General features: G+C 61.6%; 13 protein-coding genes. 5 read left to right on the top strand and 8 right to left on the bottom strand.

What is annotated here, in order from left to right; translation table 11 throughout:
* Window positions 1-91: 91 nt before the first annotated feature.
* Window positions 92-856 carry a GntR family transcriptional regulator gene (locus tag HX786_RS25245; RefSeq protein ID WP_003219095.1) on the bottom strand — a complete coding sequence of 255 codons (765 nt, stop codon included), beginning with the start codon at window positions 854-856 and terminating at the stop codon, window positions 92-94.
* 330 nt (window positions 857-1,186) lie between these two features.
* On the opposite strand from HX786_RS25245, the gene HX786_RS25240 reads away from it, so the two are divergent.
* Complete coding sequence (locus HX786_RS25240; protein WP_008437554.1) at window positions 1,187-2,377, top strand: benzoate/H(+) symporter BenE family transporter; 1,191 nt, start codon at window positions 1,187-1,189, stop codon at window positions 2,375-2,377.
* 54 nt (window positions 2,378-2,431) lie between these two features.
* Here HX786_RS25240 and HX786_RS25235 read toward each other — a convergent pair whose 3' ends face one another.
* Complete coding sequence (locus HX786_RS25235) at window positions 2,432-2,776, bottom strand: YggL family protein (RefSeq protein WP_003219101.1); 345 nt, start codon at window positions 2,774-2,776, stop codon at window positions 2,432-2,434.
* Between the two features lie 236 nt (window positions 2,777-3,012).
* Between HX786_RS25235 and dacB the strand changes: the two genes are divergently transcribed.
* Window positions 3,013-4,473 (top strand): D-alanyl-D-alanine carboxypeptidase/D-alanyl-D-alanine-endopeptidase, encoded by a 1,461-nt coding sequence (gene dacB / locus HX786_RS25230; protein WP_003219103.1) that lies wholly within the window; start codon window positions 3,013-3,015, stop codon window positions 4,471-4,473.
* A gap of 130 nt (window positions 4,474-4,603) precedes the next feature.
* On the opposite strand, the gene HX786_RS25225 is transcribed toward dacB, so the two are convergent.
* Together HX786_RS25225 and rlmKL are read right to left on the bottom strand one after the other, a co-directional pair.
* Window positions 4,604-7,003: a diguanylate cyclase gene (locus HX786_RS25225; RefSeq protein WP_178912740.1), complete on the bottom strand. Its 2,400-nt coding sequence runs from the start codon at window positions 7,001-7,003 to the stop codon at window positions 4,604-4,606.
* A 141-nt stretch (window positions 7,004-7,144) separates the two neighbouring features.
* Entirely contained in the window at window positions 7,145-9,409 is a 2,265-nt protein-coding gene (gene rlmKL, locus HX786_RS25220; protein WP_003219107.1) for a bifunctional 23S rRNA (guanine(2069)-N(7))-methyltransferase RlmK/23S rRNA (guanine(2445)-N(2))-methyltransferase RlmL, read from the bottom strand.
* Window positions 9,410-9,940: 531 nt separating this feature from the next.
* On the opposite strand from rlmKL, the gene rmf reads away from it, so the two are divergent.
* The gene (gene rmf, locus HX786_RS25215; protein ID WP_002553055.1) at window positions 9,941-10,156 is read left to right on the top strand and encodes a ribosome modulation factor; all 216 of its coding nucleotides are present in this window, start codon (window positions 9,941-9,943) and stop codon (window positions 10,154-10,156) included.
* Window positions 10,157-10,276: 120 nt separating this feature from the next.
* Here the strand turns inward: rmf and HX786_RS25210 are convergent, their stop codons facing one another.
* From HX786_RS25210 to sctC, 4 genes are all read right to left on the bottom strand, one after another.
* Entirely contained in the window at window positions 10,277-11,302 is a 1,026-nt protein-coding gene (locus tag HX786_RS25210) for a quinone-dependent dihydroorotate dehydrogenase (RefSeq protein ID WP_003219118.1), read from the bottom strand.
* A gap of 86 nt (window positions 11,303-11,388) precedes the next feature.
* Window positions 11,389-11,856 carry a transglycosylase SLT domain-containing protein gene (locus HX786_RS25205; protein ID WP_178912739.1) on the bottom strand — a complete coding sequence of 156 codons (468 nt, stop codon included), beginning with the start codon at window positions 11,854-11,856 and terminating at the stop codon, window positions 11,389-11,391.
* A complete protein-coding gene (locus HX786_RS25200; RefSeq protein WP_023659087.1) occupies window positions 11,853-12,230 on the bottom strand; it encodes a winged helix-turn-helix domain-containing protein in 378 nt (125 codons plus the stop codon). The genes HX786_RS25205 and HX786_RS25200 overlap by 4 nt, the downstream gene beginning before the upstream one ends.
* 169 nt (window positions 12,231-12,399) lie before the next feature.
* A complete protein-coding gene (gene sctC / locus HX786_RS25195) occupies window positions 12,400-13,863 on the bottom strand; it encodes a type III secretion system outer membrane ring subunit SctC (protein WP_178912738.1) in 1,464 nt (487 codons plus the stop codon).
* A 236-nt stretch (window positions 13,864-14,099) separates the two neighbouring features.
* Between sctC and HX786_RS25190 the strand changes: the two genes are divergently transcribed.
* Window positions 14,100-15,299 carry a CmpA/NrtA family ABC transporter substrate-binding protein gene (locus HX786_RS25190; protein ID WP_178912737.1) on the top strand — a complete coding sequence of 400 codons (1,200 nt, stop codon included), beginning with the start codon at window positions 14,100-14,102 and terminating at the stop codon, window positions 15,297-15,299.
* A gap of 12 nt (window positions 15,300-15,311) precedes the next feature.
* Entirely contained in the window at window positions 15,312-15,887 is a 576-nt protein-coding gene (locus HX786_RS25185; protein WP_003219125.1) for an ANTAR domain-containing response regulator, read from the top strand.
* Window positions 15,888-15,968: the final 81 nt, after the last annotated feature.

Here is a 15,968-nt window from a genome sequence, read left to right as displayed (position 1 = left end):
GGCGGTGTGTCAGTCGCTGGATGTGCTGACTGATCCACCGCCTTCGCGAGCAAGCCCGCTCCCACATTTGGTTAGTGGCGAGCCTGGAAAATTACAGTTTTACAGACGAGCGCCCCGGCTTCTTGGTCTGCAACAGATGCGAGAACACCGCATGCAGGTCATCCGACGCGCTTTCCTCATCGAGGTTGAGCTTGCTGTCGATGTGATCCATGTGATGCATCATCAGGTTCACCGCCAAATCCGCATCCCGCGCTTCGATCGCGTCGATCAACTGCGTGTGCTCATCGTAGGAACAGTGCGAGCGGTTGCCGCTTTCGTACTGGGCGATGATCAACGAGGTCTGGGACACCAGACTGCGCTGGAAACTGATCAGCGGCGCATTCTTCGCCGCCTCGGCCAGCTTCAGGTGGAACTCGCCGGAAAGCCGGATGCCCGCGCCGCGATCGCCCCGGGAGAAGCTGTCGCGCTCGTCGTTGACCATCTGCCGCAGCTCGGCCAGTTGCTCGGCCGTGGCATGCTGCACCGCCAATTCAGTGATCGCACGCTCCACCAGGCGCCGGGCGAGGAATACCTGGCGGGCTTCCTCGACGCTCGGGCTGGCCACTACCGCACCACGATTGGGCCGCAGCAGTACCACGCCTTCATGGGCCAGGCGCGACAGCGCGCGGCGAATGATGGTGCGGCTGACGCCGAAGATTTCGCCCAGCGCTTCTTCACTCAATTTGGTACCGGGCGCCAGGCGTTGTTCGAGGATCGCCTCGAAGATATGCGCGTAGACGATATCGTCCTGGGTTCCACTGCGACCGGCCTTACCGGCTCGCGGTTGTTTCTTGAGGGGCTGCAACTGTTCGTTCATGGGCACTCGGGTCGGGAGAACGGCGGCGAATTGACGTTGACTGTAATACGGCACAGAGGGTCGCTGGCAAGTATCGCGTAAAATCAGCGCACATTGTACACAACCCAGTGCGCCAACACACTGTACGGCTGTTTGGGGCGCCGGCTGTATTGCAATGAATCGTTACGTTTGAGTTTAGGCTTGATTCCACGTTTTCTCCTTTGCAGGAGCGAGCTTGCTCGTGAAAAACGTCCAGGCAGCGCATTCATTCAGGGTGCCAGCGTCATCGTTAGCGACCTTCGCGCGCAAGCTCGCGCCTACAAAAACAACCCGGTAAAAGGAACACCGCCCATGTCCGACGTCCCCCAAGCGCGATTACGCCCACTGGCCGACACTTCGCCTTCGGCCATCGTCGCCGGTTTCATTGCCATGATGACCGGCTACACCAGCTCCCTGGTGCTGATGTTTCAGGCTGGCCAGGCTGCGGGCCTGACCACCGCGCAAATTTCCTCGTGGATCTGGGCGATTTCCATCGGCATGGCGGTGTGCAGCATTGGTCTGTCCCTGCGCTATCGCACGCCGATCACCATTGCCTGGTCCACACCGGGCGCGGCGCTGTTGATCACCAGCCTGGGCGGCGTCAGCTACGGCGAGGCCATCGGCGCCTACATCACCTGCGCGGTGCTGGTGACCATCTGCGGGCTCACCGGCAGCTTCGAAAAACTCGTCAAGCGCATCCCCGCGTCCCTGGCGGCCGCCTTGCTGGCGGGGATTCTGTTCAAGATCGGCAGCGAGATTTTCGTCGCCGCGCAGCACCGTACCGGTCTGGTGCTGGGGATGTTCTTCACTTACCTGGTCATCAAGCGCCTGTCGCCGCGTTATGCCGTGCTCGCGGCACTGCTGATCGGCACGGCGCTGTCCGGGCTGATGGGGCTGCTGGATTTCAGTGGCTTTCACCTGGAAGTGGCAACGCCGGTGTGGACCACGCCGCACTTCTCCCTGGCCGCGACCATCAGCATCGGCATCCCGCTGTTCGTGGTGGCCATGACCTCGCAGAACATGCCGGGTGTCGCGGTGCTGCGGGCCGACGGCTATAACGTACCGGCGTCGCCATTGATTACTACCACCGGCCTGGCCTCGCTGGTGCTGGCGCCGTTTGGCTCCCATGGCATCAACCTGGCAGCCATCAGCGCGGCGATCTGCACCGGCCCTCATGCCCATGAGGATCGCAACAAGCGCTACACCGCCGCGGTCTGGTGCGGGATTTTCTACGGGATCGCCGGGGTGTTTGGCGCGACATTGGCCGCGTTGTTCGCCGCCCTGCCCAAGGAACTGGTGCTGTCGATTGCGGCACTGGCGTTGTTTGGCTCGATCATCAATGGCCTGAGCATCGCCATGAATGAACCCAGGGAACGGGAAGCTGCGTTGATCACCTTCATGGTCACAGCGTCGGGGTTGACGTTGTTTTCCATCGGTTCGGCGTTCTGGGGAATTGTCGCGGGGGTGTTGACGCTGGTGATTCTGAACTGGCGCAAGGCCTGATTCTTTAGACCCAGTAACGAAAAAGCGACCCGGGCGGGTCGCTTTTTCATGACATCAGACTGCCGGGTTAATCGGCTTTTCTGGGTGCCAAGCGTCCAGCAGGGCGCTGACTTCAACGCGGGTCAGCTCTGGACGAGCCTTCAGCCACGCTTCAACAGCGGCACGCTGTTCTTCGTTGACCGAACCACGGGTGGCTTTGCAAACCAGACCGAAGTCATCACCGCCGACGTAGTCCAGGCCGTTGCCGTCCATCGCTTCAGTCAGGAATGCTTCGAGGAAAGCGTCAACCGCTTCATCGTCCAAACCTTCTTTGAAGTCCAGGTTCAGTTCGAAACCCAGCTCTTGAAATTCATCAACGCACAGTTTTTTGCGCAGACGCCGGGAACGGTTAGTCGCCATTGGAACAATCCTCTTAAGTAATAACGGGCGGCACTTTAGCAGTTTAAGCAGGCCTTTGCCCGATTCTCTGGGACAGGCGGCAGAGTGCCAGTAAAAAAAACCGCCAATTGCAGCTATCGTTCAGCCACAAGTGCGACAGCCTTGGGGCATAATGCCGACACTTTCATGACCATTGAGGGATTTTTCGTACATACCCCTCACCTTTTTACCCCCTCAGCAGTAGGGTTTTAATTCTTATGATCAAATCTTTGCGTCCACTGTTACTCGCCAGTTTTCTTCTGCCCCTGGCCTTTTCCGTTACCGCCGCCCCGATCAACACTTCCCTGCCGCCCAAGGTCCAGGAAGCCCTCCAGAAAGCCAAGCTGCAAAACAATGCCCTGTCCCTGGTGATGATTCCCCTCAATGGCCCGGGCACACCTACCGTGTTCAACGCCGACGTGTCGGTCAACCCGGCCTCGACCATGAAGCTGGTCACCACCTACGCGGCCCTGGAAATGCTCGGTCCCAACCATCAGTGGAAAACCGAGTTCTACACCGACGGCACCCTGAGCGGCGGGATCCTGAACGGCAACCTGTACCTCAAGGGCGGCGGCGACCCCAAGCTGAACATGGAAAAACTCTGGCTGCTGATGCGCGACCTGCGGGCCAATGGCGTGCAGCAAGTGACCGGCGACCTGGTGCTGGACCGTGGCTTCTTCATCCCGCCGCAACTGCCGGAGTTCAATGACGACGGCAACGACGAGAACAAGCCGTTCCTGGTCAAGCCCGATGCCTTGATGGTCAACCTCAAGGCGCTGCGCTTCGTCACCCGCAATGATTCGGGCAAGGTGCTGGTGTCGGTCGAGCCGCCGATTGCGAGCATCCGCATCGACAACCAGGTCAAGGTCTCCAACGCCAAGCAATGCACCGGCGATGTGCGCTACAGCCCGATGACCGCCGCCGACGGCAGCGTCACCGTGACCGTCAGCGGCCAGTTGGCGGACGGCTGCAGTTCGCAGACGTATCTGTCGTTGCTGGACCACGCCACCTACACCGCCGGCGCCGTTCGGGCGATCTGGAAGGAACTGGGCGGCAGCATCCAGGGCCGCGACATCCAGGCGCCGGTACCGAAGAACGCCAAAGTGCTGGCTCGTGCGTTCTCGCCGGACCTGGCGGAGATCATCCGCGACATCAACAAATACAGTAACAACACCATGGCCCAGCAGTTGTTCCTGAGCCTGGGTGCGCAGTACCGCACCGATGCCGACGGCGACGACGCCAAGGCCGCCCAGCGCGTGGTGCGCCAGTGGCTGGCGAAAAAAGGCATCACCGCGCCGCACCTGGTGATGGAGAACGGCTCCGGCCTGTCCCGTGCTGAACGGGTCAGCGCCCGCGAAATGGCGACCATGCTGCAAGCGGCGTGGAGAAGCCCATACGCAGCGGAGTACATCAGTTCGCTGCCGATTGCCGGCACCGACGGCACCATGCGTAAACGCCTGAAGACCACGGCCATGCGCGGCGAAGCCCACGTCAAGACCGGCACCCTGAACACCGTGCGGGCGATTGCCGGGTTCAGCCGCGACAACAATGGCAATACCTGGGCTGTGGTGGCGATTCTCAACGATCCGAAACCGTGGGGCGCGTCCTCGGTACTGGACCAGGTGCTGCTGGACCTGTATCGCCAGCCGAAACTGGCGGCGGCGGCCCCGGTCCTCTAACAGCAGCAAATATCGGGAGCTGGCTTGCCTGCGATGCAGACGCCTCGGTCTATCAGGAATACCGAGGTGATGCTATCGCAGGCAAGCCAGCTCCCACATTGATCTCTAATAGCTTGAATGGCCGTGCACTTCAGGCAAGCACCCGCTCCGCCTCAACCCTGTCCCTGCCCGCCTGCTTGGCGGCATAGACACCCGAATCCGCCCGCAGCAACAAGCTGTCGACGCCCTCCTCGACCCGCCAACTGGCGACCCCGAAGCTCGCCGTCACCGTGCCGACACCTTCCATCGGCTCACCGCGCAACGCCTGCCACAACTCCAGGGCAACATTGAACGCCTGGCTGCCGTCGGTACTGGCGCACAGCACCACAAACTCCTCGCCGCCCAGCCGGCAAAACACATCCGTGCGTCGTAACCGCTGGCTGATGCGCCGGCATAACTCCTTGAGCACTTCATCACCCACCGCGTGACCATGCTGGTCGTTGATGCGCTTGAAGTGATCGATGTCGAACATGATCACCGACAACGCCCCCGAGGCACGCTTGACCCGGATCATCTCGGCCTTCAGCCGGTCCTGGAAGTAGCGTCGGTTATGAATGCCGGTCAGGGAATCGGTAATCGACAGCGCCCGCAGCTCTTCCTCGACCCGCTTGAGATCGGAAATATCCGACACATAGCCATGCCATAACGTACCGCCACCGGCCAGCTCTTCCGGCGTCGCCTCACCGCGAACCCAGCGCAGCCCCCGATGGGGCAACTGCACCCGGTATTCTTCACGCCAATGGCTCAGTTGCAGGGTGGACAGGCGAATGGACTCCCGTACCCGCTCGACATCCAGCGGATGAATCCGCTCGAAGACCTTTCGCGCATCCTGCTGCAACACCCCAGGCTCGATTTCGTAGATGTCGCGGATGCCATCGCTGGCATAAATGAAACGCGAGACATTGTTCGGTTCCAGGATGAACTGGAAAATACCGCCGGGCACATGGGCGCTGAGTTTCTTCAGCAGGCGGTCCCGCGCGGCCAGTGCCTCATAGGCGCGCTTCTGCTCGGTGACATCCAGGCAGATCGCCAGGTGCCCGACCCACAGGCCATGCTCGTCCAGCAGAACAGTGGCGAGCATGTTTACCGTCAGTTGGCTACCGTCCTTGCGTACCAGCGTCCACTCGCGGGCCTCATGCACTGCATCGGCGCTGTCCACCAGCATCGCCTGGGCTGGCGCGATGCGCTTGCCGAGGATTGCGCTCAGTTGTGCGGCACGGGCTTCCAGCTCGGGGGCCAGGTGCAGGCTTTCGAGGGTCAGGAGGCCCAGTACCTCTTGTGCTTCAAAGCCCAGCATCTGCTCGGCGCCGGCGTTGAAGGTGGTGATCACACCGCGCAAGTCCGTCGCGATGATCGCCACCTGGGTGGCCGCATTGAGTACGCTGCGCAGTTGGCCGTGGGTGCCTCGCAGTTCCTGTTCCCGCTGACGCAATTGGGCGGTGCGCTGCTCCACCAGCTTCAATGCGCGCTGGCGCTGGCTGACCACCACGTAGAGCAACGCACTGAGCAGCACACTCAGCAGGCTGCCCATGACCAGGATACTGACCAGCGACGAGTGATTGCCCTGCTGGAACACCTGGCTGGGGCGCAGGCTCAAGGCGTAGACGTGGTCGCCGAGCGTCAGCCGGCGTGCTGCCACCAGGTCACTGTCTGCCACGGGGTTGCTGGATTCGTACAACACCCGTTGCTCTGCATCGGAGGTGTCGACAATCTGCATCACCAGGTTGTCCCGTGCGGCCTTGGGCAAGCCATCGGCCACCAGCTGGCGCATGCTGATCACCGCCATGACGTAGCCGTAAGGTTCACTGTTGGGCACTTGTGTCGTCGGTGCCCGGCTGACCGGTGCCACCAGCAATACACCCATGGCATAGGCCGGCTCCACACCCACCAGTTGCATGGGCTGGGACACCGCCATCTTCCCTGACTGTTGCGCACGCTCCACCGTCGAGCGCCGCAGTGGTTGGGCCAACAGGTCAAAACCCAGCGGCGAGCCGAGAATGCTCTGGGTCTGGCTGTACAGCACCGGCACATACTCATCGCGATCAGTCGCCGGGGTCAGTTCGCCCGCCGCATTCAATTCACGAATGGAGAAATTCGCACCGCGCTCCGCCGTGATTGCCTGCTCGAACGCACCGCGCTGGTCACGCAAAACCCGGGGTGCCCAGGCATAGGCGCGGGTACGCAACAGCAAGGGCTGCGCGAACCCTTCGAACTCTTTGCGCGAGACTGTATTTGAATTGACGAAGAACCGCCGCAGGCTGCCCAGGCGTTGTTCCTGGTCCTCGAAACGCTCCTGGAGACGGCTGTAGCGCTCGTTGACCAGCAGTTGAAAGCGCTGGCGCATCTGCTGCTGGTAAAGCTCGGACGCGGCCCAGGCGACGACAATCGTCAGCGCGATACCGGCCAGCAACACCACCACCGCCACCAGCCACGCCGACACCTGCTCACTGATAAAGCCTAGGATTTTCGGGCGGACGGCATGCAGCGGCATAGACAAGACTCGGAACGCCAGCGTGCGGGTGCGTCACTTTGGCCAGGTCCTAAGTTATAGCCACAGGACTTGCGTTTGACCAGCGCAAAAAAAAGCCGCAAGGCCGGAATGATCCGGGCCTGCGGCTTCAGAACGCAGTGATCAGCGCGCGGTGATTTTCCACGCCCGATGGATCTTGGCGTTACGCGCAAAATCCGGGTCGATGGTCTTGTCGCTGATCTCTTCGACGGCATACCGCTCGACGAGGTTGTCTTCCAGCTGGAACTTGCGGAAGTTGTTCGAGAAGTACAACACGCCGCCCGGTGCCAGGCGCGCCATGGCCAGGTCCAGCAACTGCACGTGGTCGCGTTGCACGTCGAAGATGCCTTCCATGCGCTTGGAGTTGGAGAAGGTCGGCGGGTCGATGAAGATCATGTCGAACTCATCGCGGCTGGCTTCCAGCCAGGCCATCACGTCGCCCTGCTCCAGGCGGTTCTTGTCGGAGAAACCGTTGAGGGAGAAGTTGCGGCGCGCCCAGTCCAGGTAGGTCTTCGACAGGTCGACGCTGGTGGTGCTGCGCGCACCACCCTTGGCGGCGTGCACACTGGCGGTGGCGGTGTAGCAATACAGGTTGAGGAAGCGCTTGCCGGCCGCCTCTTTCTGGATGCGCATGCGCATTGGACGGTGGTCGAGGAACAGGCCAGTGTCCAGGTAATCGGTCAGGTTGACCAGCAACTTGACGCCGCCTTCGCTGACCTCGGTGAACTTGCCCTGGGCGCTCTGGCGCTCGTACTGCTTGGTGCCGCTCTGGCGTTCGCGACGCTTGACCACCACACGGTTCTTGTCGATGCCCAGCGCCTGGGGAATGGCCGCCAGGGCATCGAACATGCGTGCCGAAGCTTTTTCCGGGTCAATCGACTTCGGCGCCACGTATTCCTGGACGTGGACCCAGTCGTGGTACAGGTCGATGGCCATGGAGTATTCCGGCATGTCGGCATCGTACACACGGTAGCAATCGACGCCTTCGCGCTTGGCCCACTTGCCCAGCAGTTTCAGGTTCTTTTGCAGGCGGTTGGCAAACATCTGCCCGCCTTCGCTCAAGCGCGCCTGCTCGACCACTGGGGCCGGGGCGGGTTTGATCGGATTCCCGTTCTTGTTGTACTGGCGCTCTTGCGGCTCGGTCGGCGCCTGGTCGTAGGCCGCTTGCTCGCGCTCGGCCTGGCGTTGTTCCGGGGTGCGACGCTCGCCGGTGACGAACTGATCCGGGGTGACCTTGATCAGCAGCAATTTGCACGGCAAGGCGCCGTTCCAGAACGAATACTGTTTGTGGCTGCGGATGCCCATGCGCTTGCCCAGGTCCGGAGCACCGGTGAACACCGCCGCTTCCCAGCCCAGGCACGCCTGGCGCAGACGCTCGCCGAGGTTCTGATAGAGGTACAACAGGCTGGCTTCATCACCCAGACGCTCGCCATACGGCGGGTTGCAGATCACCAGGCCTTTCTGGTTCTGGTCCGGACGCGGCTCGAAGGTACCGACTTCGCCCTGGTAGATCTTGATCCAGTGGCTAAGGCCTGCGCGTTCGATGTTGTTACGGGCGGGTTGGATCAGGCGAGGATCCGCCTCGTAACCACGAATCCACAGCGGTGGCTTGGCCATGCCGATGGCGGCACGTTCGCTGGCCTCTGTGTGAAGTTTTTTCCACAGCGCCGGAACGTGGCCAAGCCAGGCGGTGAAACCCCACAGCTCACGGTTCAGGTTGGGCGCCATGTCGGCGGCGATCATCGCGCCTTCCACCAGGAAGGTACCGACGCCGCACATCGGGTCCGTCAGCGCGCCGCCTTCGGCAGCGATGCGCGGCCAGCCGGAGCGAATCAGGATCGCCGCCGCCAGGTTCTCTTTCAACGGTGCCGCACCCTGCTGCAGGCGGTAACCGCGCTGGTGCAGGCTGTGGCCGGACAAATCAAGGGAAAGGATCGCTTCGCCACGGTCAAGGCGCAGGTGGATGCGCAGGTCCGGGTTGATCTTGTCGATGGATGGACGTTCGCCGGTCGGGGTGCGCAGCTTGTCGACAATCGCATCCTTGACCTTCAGCGCGCCGAAGTGGGTGTTGTCGATGCCCGAGCCATGGCCGCTGAATTCAACGGCCAGGGTGCCGTCGGCGAGCATGTGGTCTTCCCACTCGATGTCCAGCACCCCGTGGTACAGGTCTTCGGCGTCCTTCATCGGGAAGCGCTTGAGCACCAGCAACACGCGGTTGGCCAGGCGCGACCAGAGGCACAGGCGGTAGGCGGTCTCCATGTCGGCCATGCCGCGCACGGCCGAGGTGTGCTCGCGGGCTTCCTCAAGGCCAAGCCCGACGGCTTCCTCGATCAGCAGGCCTTCGAGGCCCTTGGGGCAGGTGAGGAAGAGTTCAAAACGGTCCGACATGGGGCATTCCAGGCTTTTCAGCAATAAGTGAACGGGCGACGCATCGCGCGTTCGGTTTTCAATCAAGCGCTTTTCTTGAAGAGCGCTCGTGTGGCACGAATGTGCCGTTCCACCCCGGCTACCGGCCTTTCGGGCCTTTATCGACGGGGCAGTTCAAGTATTTGGAGCAACAAGAAGAAACATTCCGACCCTTCGTCGAATAATAACCGACTGCAACAGGCGGACATTCTCACTAAAGGATTAAACCCATCCTCTTTGAAGGGCACATCATAGCTGGGTTTGCCCAATAAAAGGGGCGAAAAGCCATCCCAGCTTATGGCTATAGCATCGTTATCGTTACGTGCTTATGACAAAACGATCATTGAATCCATGTGACCTATTGGTTAGAACTCAACACAGGTTGGCGCCGTAACGACGCCGACACATAGCTCGCCACGCCGGCAGCGAGCGCACCAACGGCAGAAAAACTCTGCCCGGCCTCGGACGAGGCCGAAGGATATCAAGACAGTCAACAAGTGAGGGAAACACCCTATGAGAAGACTTAAGCGTGATCCGTTGGAAAGAGCATTTTTACGCGGATATCAATATGGCGTTCATGGCAAATCCCGTGAGCTTTGCCCATTTACTCTACCGTCGGTACGCCAAGCCTGGATCAACGGCTGGCGAGAAGGACGCGGCGACAACTGGGACGGTATGACTGGCACTGCGGGAATCCACAGACTCAACGAACTTCACGCCGTCGGCTAATCAAGGGCATTTAATTCCGACACCAGCACGAATACGCAACCACTTAACCACGCACGCCCCATCCGGGCGGCGGGCTTCGGCCCAGGGGCTCCTTCAAGGAGCCCTTTTTATTGCCTGTTGTCAGCCGCGCGGCAATGCCGCAATCGCATCCACCGCCTGGCGAATCAACGCCGGGCCCTTGTAGATAAAGCCGGAGTACAACTGCACCAGGCTCGCGCCGGCGGCGATTTTTTCGGCCGCGTGCTTGCCCTCGGTGATGCCGCCCACGGCAATGATCGGCAAGCGCCCTGCCAACTCGGCCGCCAGCACCTTGACGATGTGGGTGCTCTGGTCGCGTACCGGCGCACCGGACAAGCCGCCCGCTTCGTCACCATACGCCAGGCCTTCGACACCGACGCGGCTCAGGGTGGTGTTGGTGGCGATCACCGCATCCATGCCCGAATCCACCAGGGCCTGGGCCACCAGTACGGTCTCTTCGTCGTTCATGTCCGGGGCAATCTTGATTGCCAGGGGCACACGCTTGCCGTGGCGCACAGCCAAATCTTCCTGGCGCTGGCGCAAGGCTTCGAGCAGTTGCTTGAGGGAGTCGCCAAACTGCAGGCTGCGCAGGCCCGGGGTGTTCGGCGAGCTGACGTTGACCGTGACGTAGCTGGCGTGGGCGTAGACCTTGTCCAGGCAAATCAGATAGTCATCCACCGCACGCTCCACCGGCGTGTCGAAGTTCTTGCCGATATTGATCCCGAGGATACCGGTGTACTTCGCCGCCTGAACCCGTGACAGCAGGTTATCCACACCCAGGTTGTTGAAGCCCATGCGATTGATGATCGCCTCGGCTTCCGGCAGGCGGAAGATCCGCGGCTTCGGGTTGCCCGGCTGCGGCCGTGGGGTCACGGTGCCGATTTCGACAAAGCCAAAACCCAGCTGCGCAAAACCGTCGATGGCCGCACCGTTTTTGTCCAAACCCGCAGCCAGGCCTACCGGGTTGGGGAAATCGAGCCCCATCACCGACACCGGCATTTTCGCCGGGGCCTTGCACACCAGGCCATTGAGCCCCAGGCGGCCACCGGCACCGATCAAGTCCAGGGACAGATCGTGGGAAGTTTCCGGAGAGAGTTTGAACAACAGCTGGCGGGCCAGGGTATACATGGGCGGGCTTGACTCGGATGGCGGCGAAAGGTGGCGGCGATTATAGCCGGGGTGACGGGCTGCATGCGAGGCGTGCCGTCCAATCGTCAGTTACGGTGCGTCATCAGTTCCTCATAGCGGACCCAGATTTTTTGCGCATAGCGAAGACGCAGGGCCTCACGCTGAGGCCCGGGCCCGCCGCCCACATTGTAGGAACCGATCGCCGTCCAGTTGTAGCCGAACTGTTTGACGAAATCGGCAAGGATCGACGCCCCCACCTCCACCGACAGGCAAGGCTCATCCAGCAAGCGCTGCTCGGTAATGCCCTCCTTGAGCAGGCGCGGCAGGTGAATGCTGTTGATCTGCATCAGCCCGATATCACGGGTGCCGTTGTTGTTGGCGTAATTCATGGCCTTGGCGCGGTAGCCCGACTCCACTGCGGCGATGGCCTGCAACAATTCCGGCTCCATGCCGTATCGGCTGGCAGCCTCGGCCAAGCAATACGCCCGGGCTTCATTGCCGAAGCCGAGCGTGAGCATCAGCAGCAGCGCCCCCTTGCACCGGGCGCTGCTCATGCCTGCCCCCGACCGCAGGTGGAACAGACAGCGCCCACCGTCAGGCTGGTCATCCTGACCGCACAGGTCACCCGGTACCCTTTGCCGTATACCGTCTTGATCAGACCCTTGCCGCCCTTCAAATATTTGCGCAGCGAACAGATGCAACGGGTCAGGGACTCTTCCGTGGCCTCGTTATGGGGCCATGCCTGTTCCAGCAAGTGGTCCTTGGTCACCAGCACTCCGGCCGAGGACAGCAACAGGCGCAACACCTGCCACTCCTTGGGCGGGAGTTGAATATCCGAGTCTTCACTGGTCAATCTACCGTCACCGTGCAACGTCCAGCGCTCAAAGACCATGGGGGTAGCCAGTACCCCATCGTTCACCACGGCCATTCGTACCTCCGCACCCAACTCACCTTCCAACACTGGTTTCCTGAAGGTCGCGACTATAAAAAGCCCACTCGCTGTATAGGAGAGGAAAAAACCTCATAGGCACTGATTTTTTCAGACTGGGCACGTAGGACCTTTCGGCGATGCCCGCCCAGGGGCGCCACCAACGTTCTTATCCTTCGGTCACCCGGTTAAATGCCCGCTTCACCTGCTCATGCTGGGAGCGCGTCAACGGCGGCGCCTGCCCCGGCTCGGCAGCGGTATGCAGCACATTTGCGACCGCCGTCGCCTGAATCACAAACAATCGCACACTGTTGGCCATGGGCCCGTTGTAGCGTCCGAGCAAGGCTGTGCCGGTATCGCGCTGAAAATTCCCCACCAGCAATCGCCTGCCCGGAGCCACACGCACCACCGTGTTGATCCCCATCCGCTCCACCCCCGCCAAGGGTTTGTCGCGACTGGCAGCCTTGCCCATCTGGCGGCCATCCTCGACGGTGAGCAGCATCTCGATTTCATTCGCCTCGGCAAAGCGCGGCAGAACACTGACCTGCGTACCAAAGACCACCGGTTGCCATTCGTCGTGGTCTTCACCCGGCCGGGGCAGATAGAACGTCTGGTTGTCGTTGAAAACCCCGGGCACATTCTCCTGGGTGAGAATCACCGGCAACGTCGTGACCCTCGCTCGCCTGCGCAACTCCAAGGCGGTGATCCGCTGCATGAATGCTTCGTCCTCGATGGGTGCCATGACCCGGGTCGCTGAAGGCTTGTCCGCCCCCTTGTGCATGGTCGCGCCGATCTTCTTGAGCTCATCGCGGTCCACATCCACCAGCCACATCGAAACCTCCACCGCGCGCTTCGGTACGTCCAGTTCTGCCACCAGACCTTCGATAAAGCTCACCTGCGCGGGCTTGCCCTTGATCAGCAGGCTGTTGGTGTCCGGGTACGCCAGCACCGAGATATTCTTGTCGGCCAGTAATCCGGGTTGCCGCGGGGACGCACTCTCCTGCTCGACGGCCAGCAGTTTTTCGATCATGGATGCCATGCCCGGCACCGTGACGGTTCTGTCGCCCATGTTGTACTCGCGGTCTGCAACGTGGGTGTTGAGCACCTGCACCACCCCGATCCGCTGCGGCCCCAGGCGCAGTTCCGCACGCTGGCGGTCCATCAGTTGGGCCAGGCGCAGCACATGGTCGACATAGTTCGGCGGCCCGGACACGTAGAACACCCGCGCCCCACTCGCACGCAGCGGGTAGCGCGCCTCTTCGAGCCCCGAACGGCGCATGAACCCGCGCAGGAGGTCGACCGAGATATGCCGCAGGGTCACTACCGAGCTTTTCGCCTCGTCGGCGTCATAGAGGTAAAGCACCTGGCCATCGGTGTACCAGATCAGGCCTTGCTGCTGGGCGACCGACTCCAGCAGCGGTTGGGGCGAGTCGAAATCGAACGCCCCGCTGATGCGCTTGCGAGCTGCCGCCTGACTGACAACGATCGGCTGCCCCAGCGGCAGGGACAACGCGGTAAAAAAAGTGTGCAGGCTTTCATCACGGGCCTGGTAGGAGCCCCCGAACGCGCCGGGGCTGCCCAGCAGCAGCAGGCCGAAAAGCAGCGTCGAGAAACGGTGAAGGTGGCTGAACATGCCTGCATGGCCCGGGCTGAAAGAGCGGCCATACTGCGAGGCAGGCCGATTTCAATCCTGATGGAAAGCTGACGCCCAACCCATCCTGTACGCATCGTGGCATGTGCCTTGCTTTGCCTTGTCTATCGCAGCTCGCGCCAACGGCGGAACGGGCTCAAGGACACAGACGTCGTTACCCCGGGCTCTTCTTCTGAGTACCCGACGGAACGGCGTTTTTTTATGAAAGGTACGTATTGATGAGTGATCCCCTGGCTTGGGTCAACGGCAGCGATGCCCCGGAAAAGAGCAGCCTCAACCTGGGTTTCATGGCCCTGAGCGATTGCGCCTCGGTGGTGGTCGCCGCCACCCAGGGCTTCGCCCAGCCCTATGGCCTGACCTTGAATCTCAGGCGCCAGTCATCATGGGCCAGCCTGCGGGACAACCTGGTCAGCGGCGAACTGGACGCCGCCCACAGCCTGTACGGCCTGATCTACGCCGTGCACCTGGGCATCGGCGGCGTGGCACCCACCGATATGGCGGTGCTGATGGGCCTGAACCAGAACGGCCAGAGCATCAACCTGTCCCATGGCTTGCAACAGCTGGGGGTGACCAGTCCTGAGGCACTGGACCGCCACGTGCACCAAAGCCGAACAAAACTCACCTTCGCCCAGACCTTTCCCACAGGTACCCACGCCATGTGGTTGTATTACTGGCTGGCCAGCCAGGGCATTCATCCCCTGCAGGATGTGGACAGTGTGGTGGTGCCGCCCCCGCAGATGGTTGCGCACCTGCAAGCCGGGCGCATCGACGGCTTTTGTGTGGGCGAGCCCTGGTGCGCCAGTGCGGTGAAGCAGAACCAGGGCTTTACCCTGGCCACCACCCAGGCACTGTGGCCGGACCATCCGGAAAAAGTCCTCGGCTGCACCCAGGCATTTGTCGAGCAATACCCCAATACCGCCCGGGTACTGGTGATGGCGATCCTGCAGGCCAGCCGTTTTATCGAACAGAGCACGGAAAACCGCCGCTCCACTGCACAGTTGCTGAGCGCCCCGCAGTACCTCGACGCCCCGCTCGATTGCATCGAACCGCGCCTGCTCGGCGACTACGATGACGGCCTCGGCAACCACTGGCAGGATCCCCACGCGCTGCGTTTTTATGGCGACGGCGAGGTGAACCTGCCCTACCTGTCTGATGGCATGTGGTTCATGACCCAGTTCCGCCGCTGGGGCCTGCTGCGGGAGGACCCGGACTACCTCGGCGTTGCCCGGCGTGTGCAACAACTGGACATCTATCGCCAGGCGGCCAGCGCCGTGGGCGTGCCTGCCGGTGGCGAGGCCATGCGCAGCAGCCAGTTGATCGACGGAAAAATCTGGGACGGTTCGGACCCGGCCGGGTATGCCCGCAGCTTTCGCCTGCATGCCATGGCAGATGTTGCCAGCCGCCAGGCCTTGCGCTGACAGGAGGAACCCATGCTACGAATCCTGTTGATCAATGACACACCGCGCAAGGTCGGTCGGCTCAAGGCTGCGTTGACCGAGGCCGGGTTTGAGGTGATCGATGAATCGGGGTTGACGATCGACTTGCCGGCGCGGGTCGAAGCGGTGCGCCCGGACGTGATTTTGATCGATACCGAGTCGCCGGGACGCGATGTGATGGAGCAGGTGGTGCTGGTGAGTCGCGACCAGCCACGGCCGATTGTGATGTTTACCGATGAGCATGATCCGGGGGTGATGCGTCAGGCGATCAAGTCCGGGGTGAGTGCCTACATTGTCGAGGGGATTCAGGCGCAGCGGTTGCAGCCGATTCTGGATGTGGCGATGGCGCGGTTCGAGAGTGACCAGGCGCTGCGCGCGCAGTTGCAGGCGCGGGATCAGCAGTTGGCCGAACGCAAGCGGATCGAAACGGCCAAGGGGTTGTTGATGAAAATGAAGGGGTGTAATGAGGAAGAGGCCTACACGCTGATGCGGCGTCAGGCGATGAGTCGGCAGCAGAAGCTGATTCAGGTGGCGGAGCAGATTATTGCGATGAGTGAGTTGTTGGGGTGAGAGGGGGGCGGGGTGTATATCCGTTATTTAGGTAACGGCCGCTATTGGTTCCGCCCTTACGGCGGCTCACTTTTGAACAGC

Origin of the sequence: Pseudomonas sp. 21615526 (assembly GCF_013386245.1) — a bacterium.
Lineage (GTDB): Bacteria > Pseudomonadota > Gammaproteobacteria > Pseudomonadales > Pseudomonadaceae > Aquipseudomonas.
This window is presented reverse-complemented; position numbering and strand designations above follow the sequence as displayed.

Coding starts and splice junctions, on each gene's coding strand:
- HX786_RS25190 (WP_178912737.1), top strand. CDS start 14,100: ATGAGTGATCCCCTGGCTTGGGTCAACGGCAGCGATGCCCCGGAAAAG.
- HX786_RS25245 (WP_003219095.1), bottom strand. CDS start 856: ATGAACGAACAGTTGCAGCCCCTCAAGAAACAACCGCGAGCCGGTAAG.
- HX786_RS25225 (WP_178912740.1), bottom strand. CDS start 7,003: ATGCCGCTGCATGCCGTCCGCCCGAAAATCCTAGGCTTTATCAGTGAG.
- rmf (WP_002553055.1), top strand. CDS start 9,941: ATGAGAAGACTTAAGCGTGATCCGTTGGAAAGAGCATTTTTACGCGGA.
- HX786_RS25205 (WP_178912739.1), bottom strand. CDS start 11,856: ATGAGCAGCGCCCGGTGCAAGGGGGCGCTGCTGCTGATGCTCACGCTC.
- HX786_RS25210 (WP_003219118.1), bottom strand. CDS start 11,302: ATGTATACCCTGGCCCGCCAGCTGTTGTTCAAACTCTCTCCGGAAACT.
- dacB (WP_003219103.1), top strand. CDS start 3,013: ATGATCAAATCTTTGCGTCCACTGTTACTCGCCAGTTTTCTTCTGCCC.
- HX786_RS25185 (WP_003219125.1), top strand. CDS start 15,312: ATGCTACGAATCCTGTTGATCAATGACACACCGCGCAAGGTCGGTCGG.
- rlmKL (WP_003219107.1), bottom strand. CDS start 9,409: ATGTCGGACCGTTTTGAACTCTTCCTCACCTGCCCCAAGGGCCTCGAA.
- HX786_RS25240 (WP_008437554.1), top strand. CDS start 1,187: ATGTCCGACGTCCCCCAAGCGCGATTACGCCCACTGGCCGACACTTCG.
- HX786_RS25200 (WP_023659087.1), bottom strand. CDS start 12,230: ATGGCCGTGGTGAACGATGGGGTACTGGCTACCCCCATGGTCTTTGAG.
- sctC (WP_178912738.1), bottom strand. CDS start 13,863: ATGTTCAGCCACCTTCACCGTTTCTCGACGCTGCTTTTCGGCCTGCTG.
- HX786_RS25235 (WP_003219101.1), bottom strand. CDS start 2,776: ATGGCGACTAACCGTTCCCGGCGTCTGCGCAAAAAACTGTGCGTTGAT.